A 16,093-nucleotide genomic window follows, 5' to 3' on the forward strand; every position below is an offset into this window, starting at 1 on the left:
GAGATGGTGATGTTTGAAAATCTGATAGATCAGGAAGCAGGGCTTAGGCTCATTCAAGATATAGAACAAAAAAAACTTCCGCCTTCGATTTTATTTTCGGGGCCTGAATGTTCGGGGAAGCTGACCGCGGCTCTTGAGCTTGCCCGCTCCGTTTCATGTACCGAATCGGGGCACTGGACCTGTACCTGTTCCTCATGCTTGAGGCAAAAAGAGATGATTTCTCCCGATGTTCTTATTTTGGGTGCACGCGATCACAGCCCCGAAATCAAGGCTGCCTGCGAAACCTTGTTAAAGACAAAAACTATTTCTTCCCGATACTTGTTTTTGCGTAGTATCAGAAAACTTACCTCCCGATTCGATCCCCGTCTTTGGGATACGGATGAAACTCGTTTTGTTAAAGCCGCCCCCGTCATTGCGGAGATTGAAGAACTCTTAGCCGATCTATGCTCTGTTCCTATCGAAACCATGGATGAAAAAACTTTGAGCAAAATTACGGAAAGCCTTGTTTTAAAAAGCACAAAGCTTCAAGACGAGTGTATGTATGATACGATTCCCATCAATCAGGTTAGAAAAGCCTCATCATGGGTGCGCCTGATGCCTTCGGGAATAAAAAAAGTTTTGATTGTCGAAAATGCCGATAAGATGCAGGAAGGAGCGAGAAATGCTTTTTTAAAAATTTTGGAAGAGCCGCCTTCATATGCAATATTTATTTTGACTACCGCTCATCGAGGAGCGATTATGCCGACCATCTTATCGAGGGTAAGGCCATATAATTTTAAAGAGCGTGATGAAAAATCTCAAGAAGAAGTTATAAGAAGGGTTTTTAAGGGAGAGGTTTCCCATGAACCTTTCGGAAAATTTAATCTTTTAAGCTCTTACCTTTACGGTTTTTTACCGGTAAGTTTTAGGACAATTCAAAATGCTGCTTCCTTATTTTACGAGTATATTTTTTTACTCATAGACAGGCAAAATAAAATTCTTCCCTCTGCTCTTTATAATTCGGTCTCTAATTATAAAAACGAAAATCATTACGACAATTCAAATTGTACGGTGTCGAATATTGTAAACATTTTAAATAAGTGTAAGCCTCATACGATTTATGTTTTGTTTTTAAACAGCCTTTTGTTTTTTTTGCAGAAAGGCCTAAAAAATGAAGAATGTTCCGCCTTGGAACTTGAGTCTTATTTTAAGATAACGGCCTTGATAAAAAATGCCGAAACTGCCGTAGATATTTTTAATATCTCGCCTCAAGCTGCCTTGGAAAATTTGGCGGAAGGTATTAAGGAAAAACTTATATGAGAGAGTTTATGAGAAGGGGAATACAAAAATCCCCGAACATGAATGAGGCCCAGCTCCGCACCTTTGTAAAGCTGCTTGCAAACGAGTATTCTCTTTTGGACTCCGTGATGGATTCTTTAAATGACGGCGTTATAGTTGCGAATTCCGAAAATAAGATTATAAAATCGAATAGGGCCGCCGAAAGAATTTTAGGCACTCCTCTTGGCGAGAGCCATGAGAAAAACGTATGGGAGCATATAAAGATTCAGGATATTGCGGACTTTGTTTCTTATGTAATTGAAAATGAAAGCGGACAAACTTCAAAAGAGTTTAATTTTAAGGCCGACCTGCCCGAAGGTAAAAATAAATACATTGAAGTTTCTGTTCTTCCCTTGGTAAAAGAAAAAAAAATCCAAGGCACGATAATTATGATTGCGGACATTACCGAAAAAAGAAATGAAGAAATTAAAAACCGCCGCCTTGAAAATCTTGCAAGCCTTACAAATGTTGCAGCCGCCGTTGCTCACGAAATTAAAAATCCGCTTGCAGCGCTCAGTATCCACTTACAGCTTTTAAAGAAAAATTTTACAGTCTGCAATTTGTCCATAAACCAAAAGGCTCAAAAACATATAGGCGTTATCGAAGAAGAAATTGAAAGACTCAATAAAATCGTAGTGGATTTTTTATTTGCTGTGCGTCCCTTAAAATTCGAATTTGTTCCTGTAGATGTAAATGCTCTTTTAAAGAATTTGTACGATACCTTTTTTGACGAGTTTAACGATAAGGGCATAACCATTTCGCTTAACTTTTCAAAGGAGCTTCCTAAAATTCAAGGTGATGAAAGGTTTTTACGGCAAGCCTTTATGAATGTACTGACAAACGCAAAATCCGCAATGCCGGACGGAGGTTTTTTGGATATTTCGACAAAGAACGAAAATGATCTTCTTCTTGTCAGCATATCGGATTCTGGGCAAGGGATTCTGCCTGAGGATCTTCATAAAATCTTTGAGCCTTATTTTACTACAAAGCATGACGGAACAGGATTGGGGCTTACCATGACTTATAAGGTTATAAAGGAACATGGGGGCGAAATCAATGTTTATTCCGATTACGGTTTGGGAACAACTTTTAAATTTTCTCTCCCGATAGAGCGTAAGGGTGCAATGCTTTTACTTTCCGATAAAACTTCCGATTTTGATTCGGTAAAGGATATAAAATGAAATTTACTGTTTTAGTTATAGATGACGAAAAAAATATCCGTGAAGGTCTTGCTATTGCCTTGGAAGATGAGGGTTATGAGGTAATCACGGCCGACAATGGAAAAAGAGGCTTGGAGCTCGCTTTAAAAGAAGATGCCGACCTTGTAATTACCGATTTAAAAATGCCCGAGCTTAGCGGCGAAGATGTGCTCCGTGAGGTTATTTCAAAAACTCCCGGAGTTCCCGTAATTGTGTTAACCGGTCACGGCACGGTAGAGACTGCCGTTGAAGCCATGAGGTTGGGGGCCTATGATTTTTTGACAAAGCCCTTGGATTTGGAACGCCTCTTTCTTTTGGTAAAAAGAGCCTTACAAAACCGTGCCCTTGTTCTTCAAAACCGTGCTCTTTTACATGACATCGAAACAAAGCAAAGTTTTGAAAACATCATAGGGAAGAGTCCCCTCATGGAAAAAGTTTTTGAGGATATAAAAAAAGTTGCTCCCACAAAGGCAAGCGTTTTAATTACCGGAGAAACTGGAGTAGGAAAAGAGCTGATCGCTCAGGCTATTCACAATCTTTCAAGCCGGAAGGATAAGCCCTTTGTGCAGGTTCACTGTGCTTCCTTTGCCGAAAGCCTCTTGGAATCCGAGCTTTTCGGTCACGAAAAAGGAGCCTTTACGGGAGCCGTTCAGCGTACCCGAGGCCGTTTTGAAATTGCAAACGGCGGAACTCTTTTTTTGGATGAGATAGGCGAGGTCAACCAAATGATACAGGTAAAGCTCTTGCGGGTTCTTCAAGAAAAAAAGTTTGAAAGGGTAGGCGGAACCGAAACGCTTAGTGTCGATACAAGGATAATTGCCGCCACCAACAGGGACTTGGTAGAAGAAATCAAAAAAGGAAATTTCAGGGAAGACCTTTACTTTAGATTGAATGTTGTGCATATTCATGTCCCCCCCTTGCGTGAACGCAAAGAGGACATTCCTCTTTTGGCTGCGGCCTTTATAAAAGAATTCGCCGAAGAGAACGATAAAAAAATAGATTCTATGGAGCCTCGTGCAAGAACTGCTATTTATAATTACGACTGGCCGGGAAATATCAGGCAGCTTCAAAACTGTATTCAAAGTGCCGTTGTAATGAGCTCGGATAATGTAATTCATTTTGACGACTTACCGGCAACCTTGCGCGAAAAGGCCGAGGCTTCTTCAATCCGAATTCCCATGGGTGTAAATATGGCGGAAGCCGAAAAGCAAATTATTTTGCAAACCCTTGCAAACCAAAACAACAATAAGTCCAAGACTGCCGATATCTTGGGGATAGGACGCAGAACCCTCCATCGAAAACTCGATGAATATGCGGCCGAAATTGCAGAAGATACGGCTCAGATGTTGGAAGAAAAAGAAGCTCAATCCAAAAAGGAAAAATCGAATGGCAAAAAATAAATACAGCGAACCGGACTATTGGTCAAAAAAAGCTTTTTCGGAAAACTATCCTGCACGCTCTGTGTACAAGCTTGAAGAGATGAACAAAAAATTCAATCTTTTTTCGCCAGGCGATAAGGTCTTGGATTTGGGTGCTGCTCCGGGAAGCTGGACTGTCTATGTTTTACGCTTTTTAAATAAGGAGGGAAGGGTAACTGCCGTCGATTTAAAGCCTTTAGATTCTTCTGTCTATGATGAGCGTCTTAGTTTTTTTCAAGGCGATATGTTCGATAAGGGGATTATAAAATCGGTAAAAGAGCTTGGGCCCTATGATGCAGTCATCTGCGATGCTGCCCCTGCAACCACAGGAAACAAGACCGTCGATACAGCCCGCTCCTCAGGCCTGGTAGAGCTTGCAATTTATTATGCCCAAGAACAGCTTAAACAAGGCGGTTCTTTTGTCGTGAAGATATTCCAAGGAGGGGATCAGCAAATCCACTTAAACAACTTGCGGAAATGTTTTAAGACGGCGAGGGCCTTTAAGCCCGAGGCCTGCCGCAGCTCAAGTTTTGAAACTTACTTGATAGGTTTGGATTTTAAGGGTTAGGTTCTCTAATCTTGTCGATAATAATATTTATCTGCAAGATCAATATGCCTGTGTACCTCTCTATGTGCTCGATTATATACTTTTGCAGCTGATGTATCTTTCCCGTAAGCTGGGTTCCGAAGGGAATATCCACAGTCAAATCCAAGCGGTATCCGTCCTCTGCTTTTTTTATGCTTAGTTTTTTTATGACGATTTCTTTGTCATACTCTTCAAGGCAATGAAATACCATCTGGCTTAAAGCCGATTCGGATATTTCAACCGTACCGACCTTTGAGAACTCGGGGCGGACTACGGATTTTTCAAAGAGCCTTGATTGTTCAGTTCCTACAAAGGGTGTTTTTTTATTTTTAAAAAAGAGGCGAATTTTGTCGTAAAAGATTTGGGGGTAGGTGCGCTGTACTTCGATTGAGGGAACAGGTATAACATGTTTACCTTCAACCCGCCTAGATCTCATTGCCGCCTCTATTTCTTCTCTGCTTGCAATATCTTCTATTTTTATTATTTTTTGAGGCTGAGGAATTTGAAGGCGGGCAGCAATCTTGTTTACCATCTTTTCCGAAGTGCCCAATATTAAAATCTTTTTAAAGCTATGAGTTTGTAAAGCCTTTGCAGCACCGTCCCTGTGTTTTTTATCGTCAAACAAGGCTACCTTGACAGCAGCCAAAAAAGTTTTTTCCCTCTTTGCCGATTGGCCTGCAATTATCTTATCGTTACAGATTAAAAGCCCGTCATCGATGATGAGCTTAATGCCGTATTTTTCGGCAAGGAGCTTTGCTCTAAAACTCTTTCCCGTTCCGCTTTCACCGACAAGGGCATAAACCGAGACTCCTTTAAACTTCCATGAAATTTTTTTAAAAAGTTTTTTAAAATCGATCATCGGCTCTTAATTTCTTTCCGACAGGGTTAAGCGCAGATCTATGAGTTTTTTTCCTCTTATAACCTTAATATCAACGGTTTCTCCCGGCTTTTTATCCTCCAAGACCGAATAATAATCGGTTATATTGTTTATCTTTTGGCCTGCTATTTCGACGATTATATCTCCTCCTATGTAAAATACCGAGCTGTATCTTCCTATGCCTGAGCGTACGGCTTCATTTCCTCCGCGAAGATCGGCCTTTGCAGCATTGCTTCCTCTTTTGACTTCGGAAACAAGGAGTCCGTAAGCAACAGGCAGCTTTGCGTAAGAGGCAAGTCTTCCCGATACTTGAACCAATTCGGCATCTATAGAACCGCGGATAACCTTTCCGTATTTTAAAATATCTGCGACAACTCTTTTAGCCGTATTTACCGGAACTGCAAAGCCGACCCCTGCCGAGCTTCCCGATGTGGAATAAATCATGGTGTTTATTCCTATCATTCTCCCCTGAGTATCTAAAAGAGGTCCGCCCGAATTTCCGGGATTGATAGCCGTATCGGTTTGAATCATGTTTTTGATTATGATGTTTTTGTCGTTTTGAATAGGGCGCTTTAGGGCCGAAACTATTCCGTCCGTAAGAGTTCTTTCCAAGCCGAAGGGGTTTCCTATAGCTAAAACTCTTTGGCCTACTTTTAAATTGGCAGAGTCTCCGAATTTTATGACCGTAAGTTTGATGTTCTTAGGCGGATCGAATTTTAAAACCGCCAAATCGTTTTCGGGATCCATACCTACAACTTGAGCTTCATATTGGCTTCCGTCATAGAGCGAAATAAATATCTTTGAAGCATTTGCTATAACATGGGTATTTGTAAGAACAAGTCCGCTTTCATCTATTATTGAACCTGAACCTGAGCCGCCTTCAACTGGTACGGGCTCAAAAAACCAGTTGACCCCCATGGTTTCGGTTGTAATGTTTACTACGCTTTCGTTGGTGGAAGCGTATACATAAATATTTTGAGCCTCTGCTTGGCTGTAATCCGTATTTGCTGATGTATTGATAGCTATCGATTCATTTTTTTGTGCAGTTAAATTAAGATTTTCAGGCATTGTTTCAGCCTGTACTTCTTTAAAATCTTTATTTGAATTAAATTTAATTCCGGCATAAAAACCGGCACTTGCAAAAATAACCGCTGCAATGAGCGAAAATACGAGGGTCTGTCTTCTACTATAAAGTTTCATAATGCTTAAAATTCTCCTATAATTATAGTCTATTAAAAATACCCCCTATTTGTCAAGCGTGGACGTAAAATCTCACAGTGTCTATTTTATATTAGATTTAAGGTGAGGCAAATCCGGCACTATACGAATAAATGATACTGTGATATAATGGACTAAAAATGGGAGCTGTTTATGTCTGCTGGTAAAATACCTATTGGCGAAATTGCTTTGCAAATTGTCCTTTCCGTTGGAATTATCGTTATTGTTGCAAAGTACCTCGGCCTTCTTGTAAAAAAATTGAATATTCCGCAAGTTGCGGGTGAAATTGTTGCAGGGCTTTTATTACGCTACCTGCCTTTTTTTCGTAATTTCGGCGGAGTCGAACCGAATATTATCTATGCCGAAACCAATCAGTTTATCGGATATATGTCGGAAATCGGCGTTATCCTGATTATGTTCTCTGCCGGATTGGGTACTAATTTAAAATCACTTGTTGCATCCGGTATCAAATCCACAGTGATCGCTGCTTTCGGCGTTATTGTTCCATTGGTTTTAGGTACGGCTATGGCCTTAGGCTTTTGGGGTTTCGACGGTTTTGGAACGCCCGTATTTTATCAAGCCCTATTTATCGGGACTATTTTAACGGCGACTTCGGTGAGCATTACCGTTGCCGCATTGAAAGAGATGGGAAAGATAAATTCGGAAGTCGGGCAAACAATTATCAGTGCTGCAATCATCGATGATGTCTTAGGCATTATTGCATTAACGGTTGTACTCGGTGCAAGTTCCGGTAAGGGCGACTACCTCGCACTTATTATAAAAACGGCAGCGTTCTTTGCCGCTTCGTTGGTAGTAGGCTATGTGATTTACCGAATCTTCAAATGGTATGATAAGAGGCATCCTCATACTCACCGTATTTCGATTTACGGGCTAGGGGTTGCGTTGATTTTTGCCTATTGTACCGAACGATTTTTCGGTATTGCCGATATTACCGGTGCCTATGTTGCAGGGGTTGTATTATGCAACTTGAATGATGCTTCCTATATGGAAAAGAAAATAGACATTAATTCGTATATGTTTTTTAGTCCTATCTTTTTTACCTCTATCGGACTTAAAACGGACTTTAGCGGACTGAATATGAGCTTACTATGGTTTTCGATAGCCTTTGTGCTTGTCGGTTGTATCAGCAAAATAATCGGCTGCGGCGGTTCAGCATTGACGTTGGGCTTTAAGCGGAAGGAATCGCTCCAGATAGGGCTGGGAATGATGGTGCGCGGTGAAGTAGCCCTCATCGTAGCTCAAAAGGGACTTGCGGTAGGGATGGTTAAAGCCGAATACTTTGCACCGGTCATTTTGCTGATTATCGTTTCCTCCATGATTGTGCCTATTTTGTTGGGAAAAGCATTTTCGGATAGGACTTTTGAACCTCCAATGAAAGATCAGGTGTAGCATCTTGACTTCAATCCGCCTTGATCTAATTGCAGTTTTGATTTCTTATTTTTAAATTCCCCTATTTGTCAAGCATGGATTGAAAATTCTTATTCTTTTTGTTATACTCCTTGATATGTCTGTAGTTTCTCTTGTATTCCAAATGCTTGGAAGTTTAGGTTTAATTTTATACGGAATGAAGATGATGAGCGACGGTATCCAAAAAAGTGCCGGAGAGAGTTTGCACCGTACGCTCAATTTTATGACCGGAAACAGGTTTTTAGCCGTTTTGACAGGTATAGTTGTTACCGGCATTGTTCAATCCTCGGGTGCTACCACAGTTATGACTGTTTCCTTTGTCAATGCAGGAATGCTGAGTCTTCAACAGGCTATAGGCGTAATCTTCGGAGCAAACATAGGTACGACCGTTACGGCATGGATAGTTTCGCTCATCGGTTTTAAATTTTCGATAGCGAGTATTGCAATTCCCGCCTTCGGAATAGGCTATTTTTTAACCTTTTTTAAAAAGCTAAAAAAAGACAATCTGGGCGAGGCCGTTATGGGCTTCGGCCTCCTTTTTACAGGTTTGGATTTTTTGGCTTCTGCCGTTCCGAATATTTCAGGCGAGCAGATAGCTCTTTTTTCGATTTTTAAGCAGACAGGAATTCAAAGTATCATAATCGGAGTTATCCTCGGTTTGGTGCTTACCGTTTTTCTTCACTCATCGAGTGCCACAACTGCCGTTCTTTTGACGATGGCTCATACAGGGGTAGTCGGCTGGGAATTTTCTGCGGCTGTAGTTTTGGGAAGTAATGTAGGCTCTACCGTAGATGCCGTCTTGGCTTCGATAGGAACAAAACTAAATGCGCGGCGGGCCGCGGCTGTTCACGTTTTATTCAATGTTGCGGGAAGTATTTTTGCCCTTATTCTTTTTACTCCTTTTTTGGCTCTTGTAGAACTTCTCTTTCCGGGAAGCAGCCTTACAACAAAGATTGCTGTTTTCCATACTCTTTTTAACGTAATAAATACTCTTGTCGCCTTGCCCTTTGTAAATCAAATAGCAAACTTTGTGTGCTGGCTTATTAAACCGAGGGAAGATGAGGAGCCTGCCCGCTATGTTCTCCACTTTCAGGCTCCAAGTATGAAAGAAAATACCGAGGCCTATGTACTTCGAGCCGAGGTTGAAATTCTTAAAATGTCGAATATAGTTAGGGAAATGTTTACTCTATTGCGTTCCATTTTAAGTAAGGAAGAAGATGTTTCAAGAGAGTTTGTGATAAGGCAGTTAACCGAAAAGGAAGATTATACCGATCAGATGCAGGAAGAGCTTTCATTGTATCTTATTAAAACTTCTCAGCTTTCTTTGTCCGAAAAAAACAGGAAGAACGTGCGCCTTATGCTGGGCATTGTAGACGATATAGAAAATATGACCGATCAGATTTTTGAGCTGGGGCTTTTTATCAACCGAAGTATAGAATTAAAGATGCCTATAAGTCAGGACGATATGGATAAACTTTTACCTTATATGGGAATTGTAAATCAGTTTATTCACTTTGTTCATGAACACTTAAATAAGCCCCTTGCTGCAGAACAGCTGGCCATGGCTCACGAAATGGAAGAATCGATTGATGCCATGAGGCAAAACTTAAAACACCTTGCCCGTACCCGCTTGGAAAAGGGTGCAAACGTAAAGGCCGAGCTTTTGTATATCGATATGGTACGCAACCTGGAAAAAATCGGAGACTACGCCTTTAGTATTTCGCGAGCCCTTGCCGAAACCGAGTAGAGCTTTAAACCGAGCCGAGCTTTTATATATAGGGCTTGGCTTACAATACGATTCTGTCGTTTTCCTGTCTTTTTAACTTGCCTTCTTTTTCGAGAAGGTTAAGAATTGGTAGAATGTATTTGCGTGAAAGTCCTGTAACATCCCGTGCATCGGCTATCGAAAATTTATCGCCCGGCTTGTATTTTGCAAGTAGAGAGTTTACTGTCTTTTTGTAAAAATCGGTATGGTAGTGTAAAAAGTTTTCAAGGCAGATGAGCTTACCCAGCTTTATAAGATCGCGGGCTTCTTTTCTGGCTTGAGGAATTTTTATCTTGTCGATTTCGATGCCCTCAAAGCCTGCCTTAAAGGCTGCATCCAAAAGGTCCTTAGCATTTTTAGAAAGGTCATCTCCCGTTCTTCCGCTTAATTTATAGATGTGGGCTTCTTTTTCGATCTTCCTTTCATCGCAAAGTTTTTTAAAGACTATTGTTTTTACCTTTTGAGGAATAGGTAAATCTACTTCTTCTAGGGTAAAGCCCGCCTGACTTTCTTGAGCAGTTTTTAAAATTTTCTTTTCCCAAAACTCAAGCCGTTTTTTTAGAAAACGCCAAGAGCCGTATTCTGCGACCTCGCTCTTATCCGAGGTAAGCTCCTCGGTTTTGATCTTAGGATCTTCTACAAAGCCCTCGATGTTAAACTGATAGCTGTGTATCGAAGGAAGCTCCTTATCCCTGTAAACCTCAAAGGCTTCCTTAAACTGCATTCTTTTATAGGACGGAAAACTTGCGAGCACCCTGACCGAGGCTATAATTTCGCTTCCGCCGTGCCTGATTAAAACCGCCCTTTGATTCCAAGCTGAGGCTATGGGTTCATTCAAAGAAAGGCGGCCCAAGCTCTTGTCGAATTGGTTTAAGTGAATGCTGCCTATTGCATGGGCGCTTCCGAGGGCTATCTCGATTTCGGCGTGATTTTTTAAGCCGCCCTCCTTGTTTGTAAAGACCTCATCGATGCGTACCAAAAGTTCCTTTCCGCTTAAAATAAAGTTTGAATCTTTTTGGGCTAAGAGCATTCCTCTTTCAAGATTTGTTTTTTCGCCCAGCTTTAAGTTGAGGGCTGTCCTTGTGCCGGGCTCTATTTTTTCTACATCCTTATGATGGTTTTGAATCGACTTAATTCTACACTCTTCGTTTGAAGGATAGATTTGTAAACTGTCTCCGGTGTGCAATCCCTTCCCTCTTAATGTTCCCGTAACTGTGGTTCCGATACCTTTAAGGATGAAGACCCTGTCGACATATAAAAAGGGGGTAGGGGGAGTTTGCTTTTTTGATGAAGAAAGAAGTTTTGTAATTTCGGCTTTGAGTTCTTCGATTCCGCTTCCGGTAAGAGAAGATACTGCAACGGCAGGAAGCGTCTTTCCGATTATTTTTTCGCATTGGGCATTGGCATCCTCGATAAGAAGCTCAAGCATGTCCTTTTCGGCAAGGTCCGATTTTGTGATTACAAGAAGGATGGAGTCTATCTTCATGGCCTTTAGTACACGCAAATGATCGGAGGACATCTGCATCCAGCCGTCATCTGCGGCCACTATTAAAAGAGCCGCATCCAGACCCCAAGTACCTGCAACCATGTTGCGGATAAAACGCTCATGGCCGGGAACATCGACTATGCCGACAGTGCCGTGAACGGGATCTTCAAGCGAAGCAAAGCCGAGCTCTATTGTCATTCCCCGTTTTTTTTCTTCAGGTAAGTGACTCGTTTCAATACCTGTAAGCCTTTTTACCAAGGCTGTTTTTCCATGATCCACATGTCCCGCTGTTCCCAAAATATACGGCATTATTCCCTCCAAGTCAATAAATATTTATCGGCTGCTTATTTTATCATAACTAGGCGATTAGGGGAAGAGGTTTAGTTATTCTGAATACGATATCGAAGTCCGAGCCCTATATGCGGTATCCAGTTTATGGACATTTGATCATTTATTTTTTTGTTAAACCATTTTGATTCATTGTTTAGGGCAAAGCTGTGATTCCTATCGCCGAAATAATAACTAAAACCTATAGCCGGGGCTGCTTCAATAAATAAATTAAATGCAGGTACTTTTTCAAAATTTACTTCCCACCTTATTGGGCATAATAATGAAATCCCAATACTGGCAGGCATATAGACTGTCATCCAACTGTTAATATCAATAGCCGGTCCAATTGTAAGGGGACAGTTTTGGCCTTTAATTACCGGCTCCCATACAGTAAAAAGAAGTCCGCTGCGTATATTTACAATTCTGGCAAAAAACGGCGTTCCGGTTGAGCCTATCAGTAAATCAAATTCCATAAAATTATTAATTTCATGTGAATATGATAAGCCTATAAAAGGTAGGCCAAGCCATGCTCCAATTTTGTCCTTTCCTCCATTACCGTTTCCCGATAAATCGGATTCAGCAAAAATAGTTGAGGAAATCAAAAATGTACAGAAAAAAACAGCTAATAATTTTTTCATCTTTCAACACTCCTTGATAGACCTATATTAGTTGATAAACTTTGATTTGTCAATCATCAGATAAAACTACCTTAAAGCAAAACTGCAAGTTGGGGTATAGAATAAATTTAGGTAAGCTGCGTAATAGATTTATAAACTGTTCAGCATATTTTTATGGAACTTAAAAATATGCTTAGATGGTTACTTTTATTTTTTATTTGGAATGCGGTATCTAAGTCCAAGTCCTATGTGAGGTATCAATTCAATAGCCATTCTATTGTTTATCCATTTTTGTAGTAATGCATTTTGTGTATTATCCATATCTTTAAAATAGTAAGTGAATCCTACAGAAGGAGCAGCTTCAATAAATAAGTTAAATGAAGGTGCTCTTTGGAAATTTATTTCCCAACGTACAGGGCATAATACTTGAACTCCGGCTGAGAAAAATCCTCTAGGGTATCCCTCCTTACGGTAAATTAATCCATTGTTACTGTGAACATCAAGAGCAGGTCCTATTGTAAGAGGACATTTTTGCCCTTTGATTACAGGTTCCCATACAGTAAAAAGAAGTCCTGTTCTAAAATTTAACTTTTGGCTTAGAGGAAAAAGTCCTGTTACTCCTACAAGTAAATCCAACTCCATCAAATCATTAAATTCATGTGAGTAAGATAAACCCATAAAAGGAAATCCCAGCCAAGCTCCTATCTTGTTCTTTCCTCCGTTACCGTTTCCGGTTGATAAATCATTAGTTTCTGCAAAAATATTTACAGAAATCAACATAATACAGAAAAAAACTATCAATATTTTTTTCATATTTAATCCTTCCTTTTTGCAATATCCCTTTCCATTGCAATTGAATTTTTATCTAAAATGCCGATCGGTTCCATTACCAGTCTATTTAAAGGCAGGTCAATCAAACATATTTTAGCCGACTTATTATTTATTCGTGAAGAAACATTTTGATAATTAGGAAATCTATTTAAAGATATAAAAACACTATTCTTTAGACAGAATTCTTTTAAGTAGAATAAAACTAAAACTCTACCGATTAGAGATATTAGAACTAATGGAGAAAGTGGGGGGGGGTAAACTTTGGCTAACATTTTTCTCTTCTCTTTTAACAACTAAATTTGAATTTTGAGAAAAATTAAATTGCAAGCCGTTTATAATTAGTTTTACCATAGGCATAATACTAGTGTATAAAGTGTGATTTGTCAAGCATTGAATTTGAGAATTTTGAGGGGAAGTTTTTTATATCTTAAAAATTTATAAATTTATAGTCAAATATTTTTTGCAATTTTGCTATTGTTTTTAGAGTCGGATTTGTTTTTTTAGGGTTCTCTAAATTCTGATATTGCTGATATGATATATTTAGTTTATCGGCTACTTCAATTTGTGTTTTATTTCCTCGGTTTTTACGCAGCATAATAGCAAATGCAATATTAGGCTCAACTTCAACTGCATATTTTGAAACAAAATTGGGAAGGTCTATTTTTATTCCTCGTGATATTTCACTTTCTAAAACTCCGTTTAATGCTTCTTCCGCCATTTCTAAGGCTTCTTTTTTTGTATTGCCAAAGGTAAATACATGCGGCAGATCAGGAAAAGCAACATAATAAACTCCGTCTTCTTTTTTTAATGTACAGTAGTATTTCATCATCACTCCTTAATTCCGGCAAGGCGGAAAATATTTTTTACGGTACCTATAGGTAAGTCTTTGTTTCCATGAACAGGCACAGGAATAGTTTTGTCGTCTTTAATGAAGATATGATGTGACCCTTTTATTCTATCAATAGTCCATCCATTTTTCTTTAATATTTTGGTTATTTCTTTACCTGTCATATTTAAATAATACAATATATAAGTTGTATTGTCAAGATATGAGAATAAGTTTTTTATGTTTCGAAATTAAGATTAGAGTTTAGAAATCTAAATAAAAAATAACCCATTAAAATTAAATTAAGCACCCGCAATTACATATCATATTCTTCCGGCTCAATATCGGGAGCTTTATTTAAAACTGCTAAAAACTTTTCTTTGGAGCCTTTTTTTGCCCTGTCTTCAAGATAGTTTTCGGTTTGTAATGCAGTCAACTTTTCGCCTATTGCAGCCGTTATAAACTGATTGATTGAAATGTTATCGAATTTGGAAACTTCTTTTACCATTGTATGGTATCATATATGATGCTTATTTCTTTGTCAATCTACTTTGTTTAATACCTGCATATTTTTTGCAATTTAGCCAACAAGATAAACTCCACAAAAAACGATTGACAATACGTGTTAATACGTGCTATAATGCCCTTGCAGGCAAAAATGAAATATACATATCCTGTTATTTTTGAAAATGATGACGGAAAAATAGGGGTAAGAGTTCCCGATATTTCCGGCTGCTTTACATTCGGAGACACAGTAACTGAAGCTATAGAAATGGCAGAGGATGCCATAGCTATGATGCTTGCCCATTATGAAGATAACAATCAAGCAATACCAAAAGCCAGTAATATATCGGACGTAAAAATAAAAGACGGATTTGTAAACTATGTTATAGCCGATACGGATAAATGGCGCAGGCAATTTTCAGAAAAATCGGTGAAAAAGACGGTTACCATTCCGGCATGGTTAAACTACAAGGCCGAAAATGCAAACCTTAATTTTTCGCAAGAATTGCAAAATGCCCTTAAAGCAAAATTACAGGTTGGGGTGTAGCAAGAGAATGTAATACAGCTAACTTTACGAACGGGTAGTAAATATATAGGAAATGATGTACAATAATAAAATATTTATTTTAAGCGGTGTACATACCGCTGTACAAGGTGTCTTATAGTATGAAACAGATAAAAACACTGCTCACAGCAGAAGAGAAAGTAAATTTGCAGCTGCTGGAAATAACGGACGGGATGTTAACAAGAGTAACTGATTCCAATAAGCTCATAGGTAGTCTTGTGCTGCCGGATAGTGTTACTGAGATTGGTAGGAGAGCATTTTACTGCTGCACAGGTTTAACAAGTGTTAGAATACCTAATAGTATTACTGTAATCGCTAAGTCTGCATTTTACGGCTGTACTCGTTTAACAAAGCTTATTGTTGATATTGAAAATCCTGTCTATTGTAGTGAGAAGAATATTATTTATACAAAAGATAAGAAAAAACTGATAGCTGCGGCTGCCGGTTTGGAGCATATTGTTATACCCGGTAGTGTTACCGATATTGGCGGATGGGGATTTTTCGACTGCACTCGTTTAACGCATCTTAGTGTTGATAGTGAAAATCCTGTTTATTGTAGTGAGAAGAATATTATTTATACAAAAGATAAGAAAAAACTGATAGCTGCAGCAAGTGGTTTGAAGTCTGTTATTATAGCTGACGGTGTTACTGAGATTCCCTCGTTGGGATTTTCCGCCTGTTCCAATTTAACCGATGTTGTGATTCCTAATACTGTTACTGAGATTGGCGAGAGTGCATTTTTAGACTGTAGTAAGCTAAAAACGGTAATAATCGACTCTGTCATTTTAATGAATATCGAAGACAGTGCTTTTGAAAATGTAAATGCCGATGTGCATTTTACCGTGAAAACCGATGCAGTAAAAGCATTGCTGAAAAAGAGCAGCAGTATACGGGATGAGCAGATTACGGTTGCACAAGTTTGTGGATAAAATTAGGATCAGCTCACAGAGAATTAAGCACTTATAGATTGATTTCGTTTGTAGAAACTCCTGTTTCTTCAACAAGACCTTCTTTTATACAAGCATCAATATGCTTTGAAGAATCTTTAGTTACTTAAAATCTTGTCTCTTTTAGAATTCCTTTATAAGAATTTATAACCTCATAATAAACAATTTTTTTGCCATAC

16 protein-coding genes are annotated in these 16,093 nt (G+C 39.2%); 8 read left to right on the forward strand and 8 right to left on the reverse strand.

From position 1 onward, the window contains the following. Positions 1 to 9 precede the first annotated feature (9 nt). Genes E4O00_RS04390 through E4O00_RS04405 form a run of 4 tightly spaced genes read left to right on the forward strand, consistent with a single transcriptional unit; the run spans position 10 to position 4,502 of the window. Complete coding sequence (locus tag E4O00_RS04390) at positions 10 to 1,299, forward strand: hypothetical protein (protein WP_253678775.1); 1,290 nt, start codon at positions 10 to 12, stop codon at positions 1,297 to 1,299. Further along, positions 1,296 to 2,498 (forward strand): two-component system sensor histidine kinase NtrB, encoded by a 1,203-nt coding sequence (locus E4O00_RS04395; RefSeq protein WP_371922713.1) that lies wholly within the window; start codon positions 1,296 to 1,298, stop codon positions 2,496 to 2,498. Before E4O00_RS04390 ends, E4O00_RS04395 begins: the two co-directional genes overlap by 4 nt. Continuing rightward, positions 2,495 to 3,916 (forward strand): sigma-54-dependent transcriptional regulator, encoded by a 1,422-nt coding sequence (locus E4O00_RS04400; protein ID WP_253678777.1) that lies wholly within the window; start codon positions 2,495 to 2,497, stop codon positions 3,914 to 3,916. The genes E4O00_RS04395 and E4O00_RS04400 overlap by 4 nt, the downstream gene beginning before the upstream one ends. Beyond that, complete coding sequence (locus E4O00_RS04405; RefSeq protein WP_253678778.1) at positions 3,903 to 4,502, forward strand: RlmE family RNA methyltransferase; 600 nt, start codon at positions 3,903 to 3,905, stop codon at positions 4,500 to 4,502. Before E4O00_RS04400 ends, E4O00_RS04405 begins: the two co-directional genes overlap by 14 nt. Here E4O00_RS04405 and E4O00_RS04410 read toward each other — a convergent pair. Together E4O00_RS04410 and E4O00_RS04415 are read right to left on the reverse strand one after the other, a co-directional pair. Continuing rightward, a complete protein-coding gene (locus E4O00_RS04410; RefSeq protein ID WP_253678779.1) occupies positions 4,492 to 5,379 on the reverse strand; it encodes a hypothetical protein in 888 nt (295 codons plus the stop codon). The two genes, E4O00_RS04405 and E4O00_RS04410, sit on opposite strands and share 11 nt — an antisense overlap. Positions 5,380 to 5,385: 6 nt before the next feature. Then, positions 5,386 to 6,597, reverse strand: a complete 1,212-nt coding sequence (locus tag E4O00_RS04415; protein WP_253678780.1) for a S1C family serine protease — start codon at positions 6,595 to 6,597, stop codon at positions 5,386 to 5,388. Between the two features lie 171 nt (positions 6,598 to 6,768). On the opposite strand from E4O00_RS04415, the gene E4O00_RS04420 reads away from it, so the two are divergent. Together E4O00_RS04420 and E4O00_RS04425 are read left to right on the forward strand one after the other, a co-directional pair. After that, positions 6,769 to 8,025: a cation:proton antiporter gene (locus E4O00_RS04420; protein ID WP_253678781.1), complete on the forward strand. Its 1,257-nt coding sequence runs from the start codon at positions 6,769 to 6,771 to the stop codon at positions 8,023 to 8,025. Between the two features lie 115 nt (positions 8,026 to 8,140). Next, positions 8,141 to 9,790, forward strand: a complete 1,650-nt coding sequence (locus E4O00_RS04425; RefSeq protein WP_253679637.1) for a Na/Pi cotransporter family protein — start codon at positions 8,141 to 8,143, stop codon at positions 9,788 to 9,790. 40 nt (positions 9,791 to 9,830) lie between these two features. Here E4O00_RS04425 and selB read toward each other — a convergent pair whose 3' ends face one another. The 6 genes from selB to E4O00_RS04455 all read right to left on the reverse strand — a co-directional run bounded on the left by selB (position 9,831) and on the right by E4O00_RS04455 (position 14,406). Then, complete coding sequence (gene selB / locus E4O00_RS04430; RefSeq protein ID WP_253678782.1) at positions 9,831 to 11,603, reverse strand: selenocysteine-specific translation elongation factor; 1,773 nt, start codon at positions 11,601 to 11,603, stop codon at positions 9,831 to 9,833. A 71-nt stretch (positions 11,604 to 11,674) separates the two neighbouring features. Continuing rightward, positions 11,675 to 12,262: a hypothetical protein gene (locus E4O00_RS04435; RefSeq protein WP_253678783.1), complete on the reverse strand. Its 588-nt coding sequence runs from the start codon at positions 12,260 to 12,262 to the stop codon at positions 11,675 to 11,677. A gap of 186 nt (positions 12,263 to 12,448) precedes the next feature. Continuing rightward, a complete protein-coding gene (locus E4O00_RS04440) occupies positions 12,449 to 13,054 on the reverse strand; it encodes a hypothetical protein (RefSeq protein WP_253678784.1) in 606 nt (201 codons plus the stop codon). 445 nt (positions 13,055 to 13,499) lie between these two features. Beyond that, a complete protein-coding gene (locus tag E4O00_RS04445) occupies positions 13,500 to 13,901 on the reverse strand; it encodes a type II toxin-antitoxin system HicB family antitoxin (protein ID WP_253678785.1) in 402 nt (133 codons plus the stop codon). Beyond that, positions 13,901 to 14,083: a type II toxin-antitoxin system HicA family toxin gene (locus E4O00_RS04450; protein WP_253678786.1), complete on the reverse strand. Its 183-nt coding sequence runs from the start codon at positions 14,081 to 14,083 to the stop codon at positions 13,901 to 13,903. The genes E4O00_RS04445 and E4O00_RS04450 overlap by 1 nt, the downstream gene beginning before the upstream one ends. Positions 14,084 to 14,214: 131 nt before the next feature. After that, complete coding sequence (locus E4O00_RS04455) at positions 14,215 to 14,406, reverse strand: hypothetical protein (protein WP_253678787.1); 192 nt, start codon at positions 14,404 to 14,406, stop codon at positions 14,215 to 14,217. A 150-nt stretch (positions 14,407 to 14,556) separates the two neighbouring features. On the opposite strand from E4O00_RS04455, the gene E4O00_RS04460 reads away from it, so the two are divergent. Both E4O00_RS04460 and E4O00_RS04465 read left to right on the forward strand, forming a co-directional pair. Next, positions 14,557 to 14,949, forward strand: coding sequence for a type II toxin-antitoxin system HicB family antitoxin (locus E4O00_RS04460; protein ID WP_253678788.1), 393 nt, complete (start codon positions 14,557 to 14,559; stop codon positions 14,947 to 14,949). Positions 14,950 to 15,068: 119 nt separating this feature from the next. Continuing rightward, positions 15,069 to 15,896 carry a leucine-rich repeat domain-containing protein gene (locus E4O00_RS04465; RefSeq protein WP_253678789.1) on the forward strand — a complete coding sequence of 276 codons (828 nt, stop codon included), beginning with the start codon at positions 15,069 to 15,071 and terminating at the stop codon, positions 15,894 to 15,896. Positions 15,897 to 16,093: the final 197 nt, after the last annotated feature.

The sequence above is a fragment of the Treponema sp. OMZ 788 genome, from assembly GCF_024181245.1.
GTDB lineage: Bacteria > Spirochaetota > Spirochaetia > Treponematales > Treponemataceae > Treponema_B.

Excerpts from the sequence above, each read along its gene's own strand:
- E4O00_RS04440 (WP_253678784.1), bottom strand. The coding sequence starts at position 13,054 with ATGAAAAAAATATTGATAGTTTTTTTCTGTATTATGTTGATTTCTGTA.
- E4O00_RS04445 (WP_253678785.1), bottom strand. The coding sequence starts at position 13,901 with ATGATGAAATACTACTGTACATTAAAAAAAGAAGACGGAGTTTATTAT.
- E4O00_RS04450 (WP_253678786.1), bottom strand. The coding sequence starts at position 14,083 with ATGACAGGTAAAGAAATAACCAAAATATTAAAGAAAAATGGATGGACT.
- E4O00_RS04395 (WP_371922713.1), top strand. The coding sequence starts at position 1,296 with ATGAGAGAGTTTATGAGAAGGGGAATACAAAAATCCCCGAACATGAAT.
- E4O00_RS04455 (WP_253678787.1), bottom strand. The coding sequence starts at position 14,406 with ATGGTAAAAGAAGTTTCCAAATTCGATAACATTTCAATCAATCAGTTT.
- E4O00_RS04405 (WP_253678778.1), top strand. The coding sequence starts at position 3,903 with ATGGCAAAAAATAAATACAGCGAACCGGACTATTGGTCAAAAAAAGCT.
- E4O00_RS04465 (WP_253678789.1), top strand. The coding sequence starts at position 15,069 with ATGAAACAGATAAAAACACTGCTCACAGCAGAAGAGAAAGTAAATTTG.
- selB (WP_253678782.1), bottom strand. The coding sequence starts at position 11,603 with ATGCCGTATATTTTGGGAACAGCGGGACATGTGGATCATGGAAAAACA.
- E4O00_RS04390 (WP_253678775.1), top strand. The coding sequence starts at position 10 with ATGTTTGAAAATCTGATAGATCAGGAAGCAGGGCTTAGGCTCATTCAA.
- E4O00_RS04460 (WP_253678788.1), top strand. The coding sequence starts at position 14,557 with ATGAAATATACATATCCTGTTATTTTTGAAAATGATGACGGAAAAATA.
- E4O00_RS04420 (WP_253678781.1), top strand. The coding sequence starts at position 6,769 with ATGTCTGCTGGTAAAATACCTATTGGCGAAATTGCTTTGCAAATTGTC.
- E4O00_RS04415 (WP_253678780.1), bottom strand. The coding sequence starts at position 6,597 with ATGAAACTTTATAGTAGAAGACAGACCCTCGTATTTTCGCTCATTGCA.
- E4O00_RS04400 (WP_253678777.1), top strand. The coding sequence starts at position 2,495 with ATGAAATTTACTGTTTTAGTTATAGATGACGAAAAAAATATCCGTGAA.
- E4O00_RS04425 (WP_253679637.1), top strand. The coding sequence starts at position 8,141 with ATGTCTGTAGTTTCTCTTGTATTCCAAATGCTTGGAAGTTTAGGTTTA.
- E4O00_RS04435 (WP_253678783.1), bottom strand. The coding sequence starts at position 12,262 with ATGAAAAAATTATTAGCTGTTTTTTTCTGTACATTTTTGATTTCCTCA.
- E4O00_RS04410 (WP_253678779.1), bottom strand. The coding sequence starts at position 5,379 with ATGATCGATTTTAAAAAACTTTTTAAAAAAATTTCATGGAAGTTTAAA.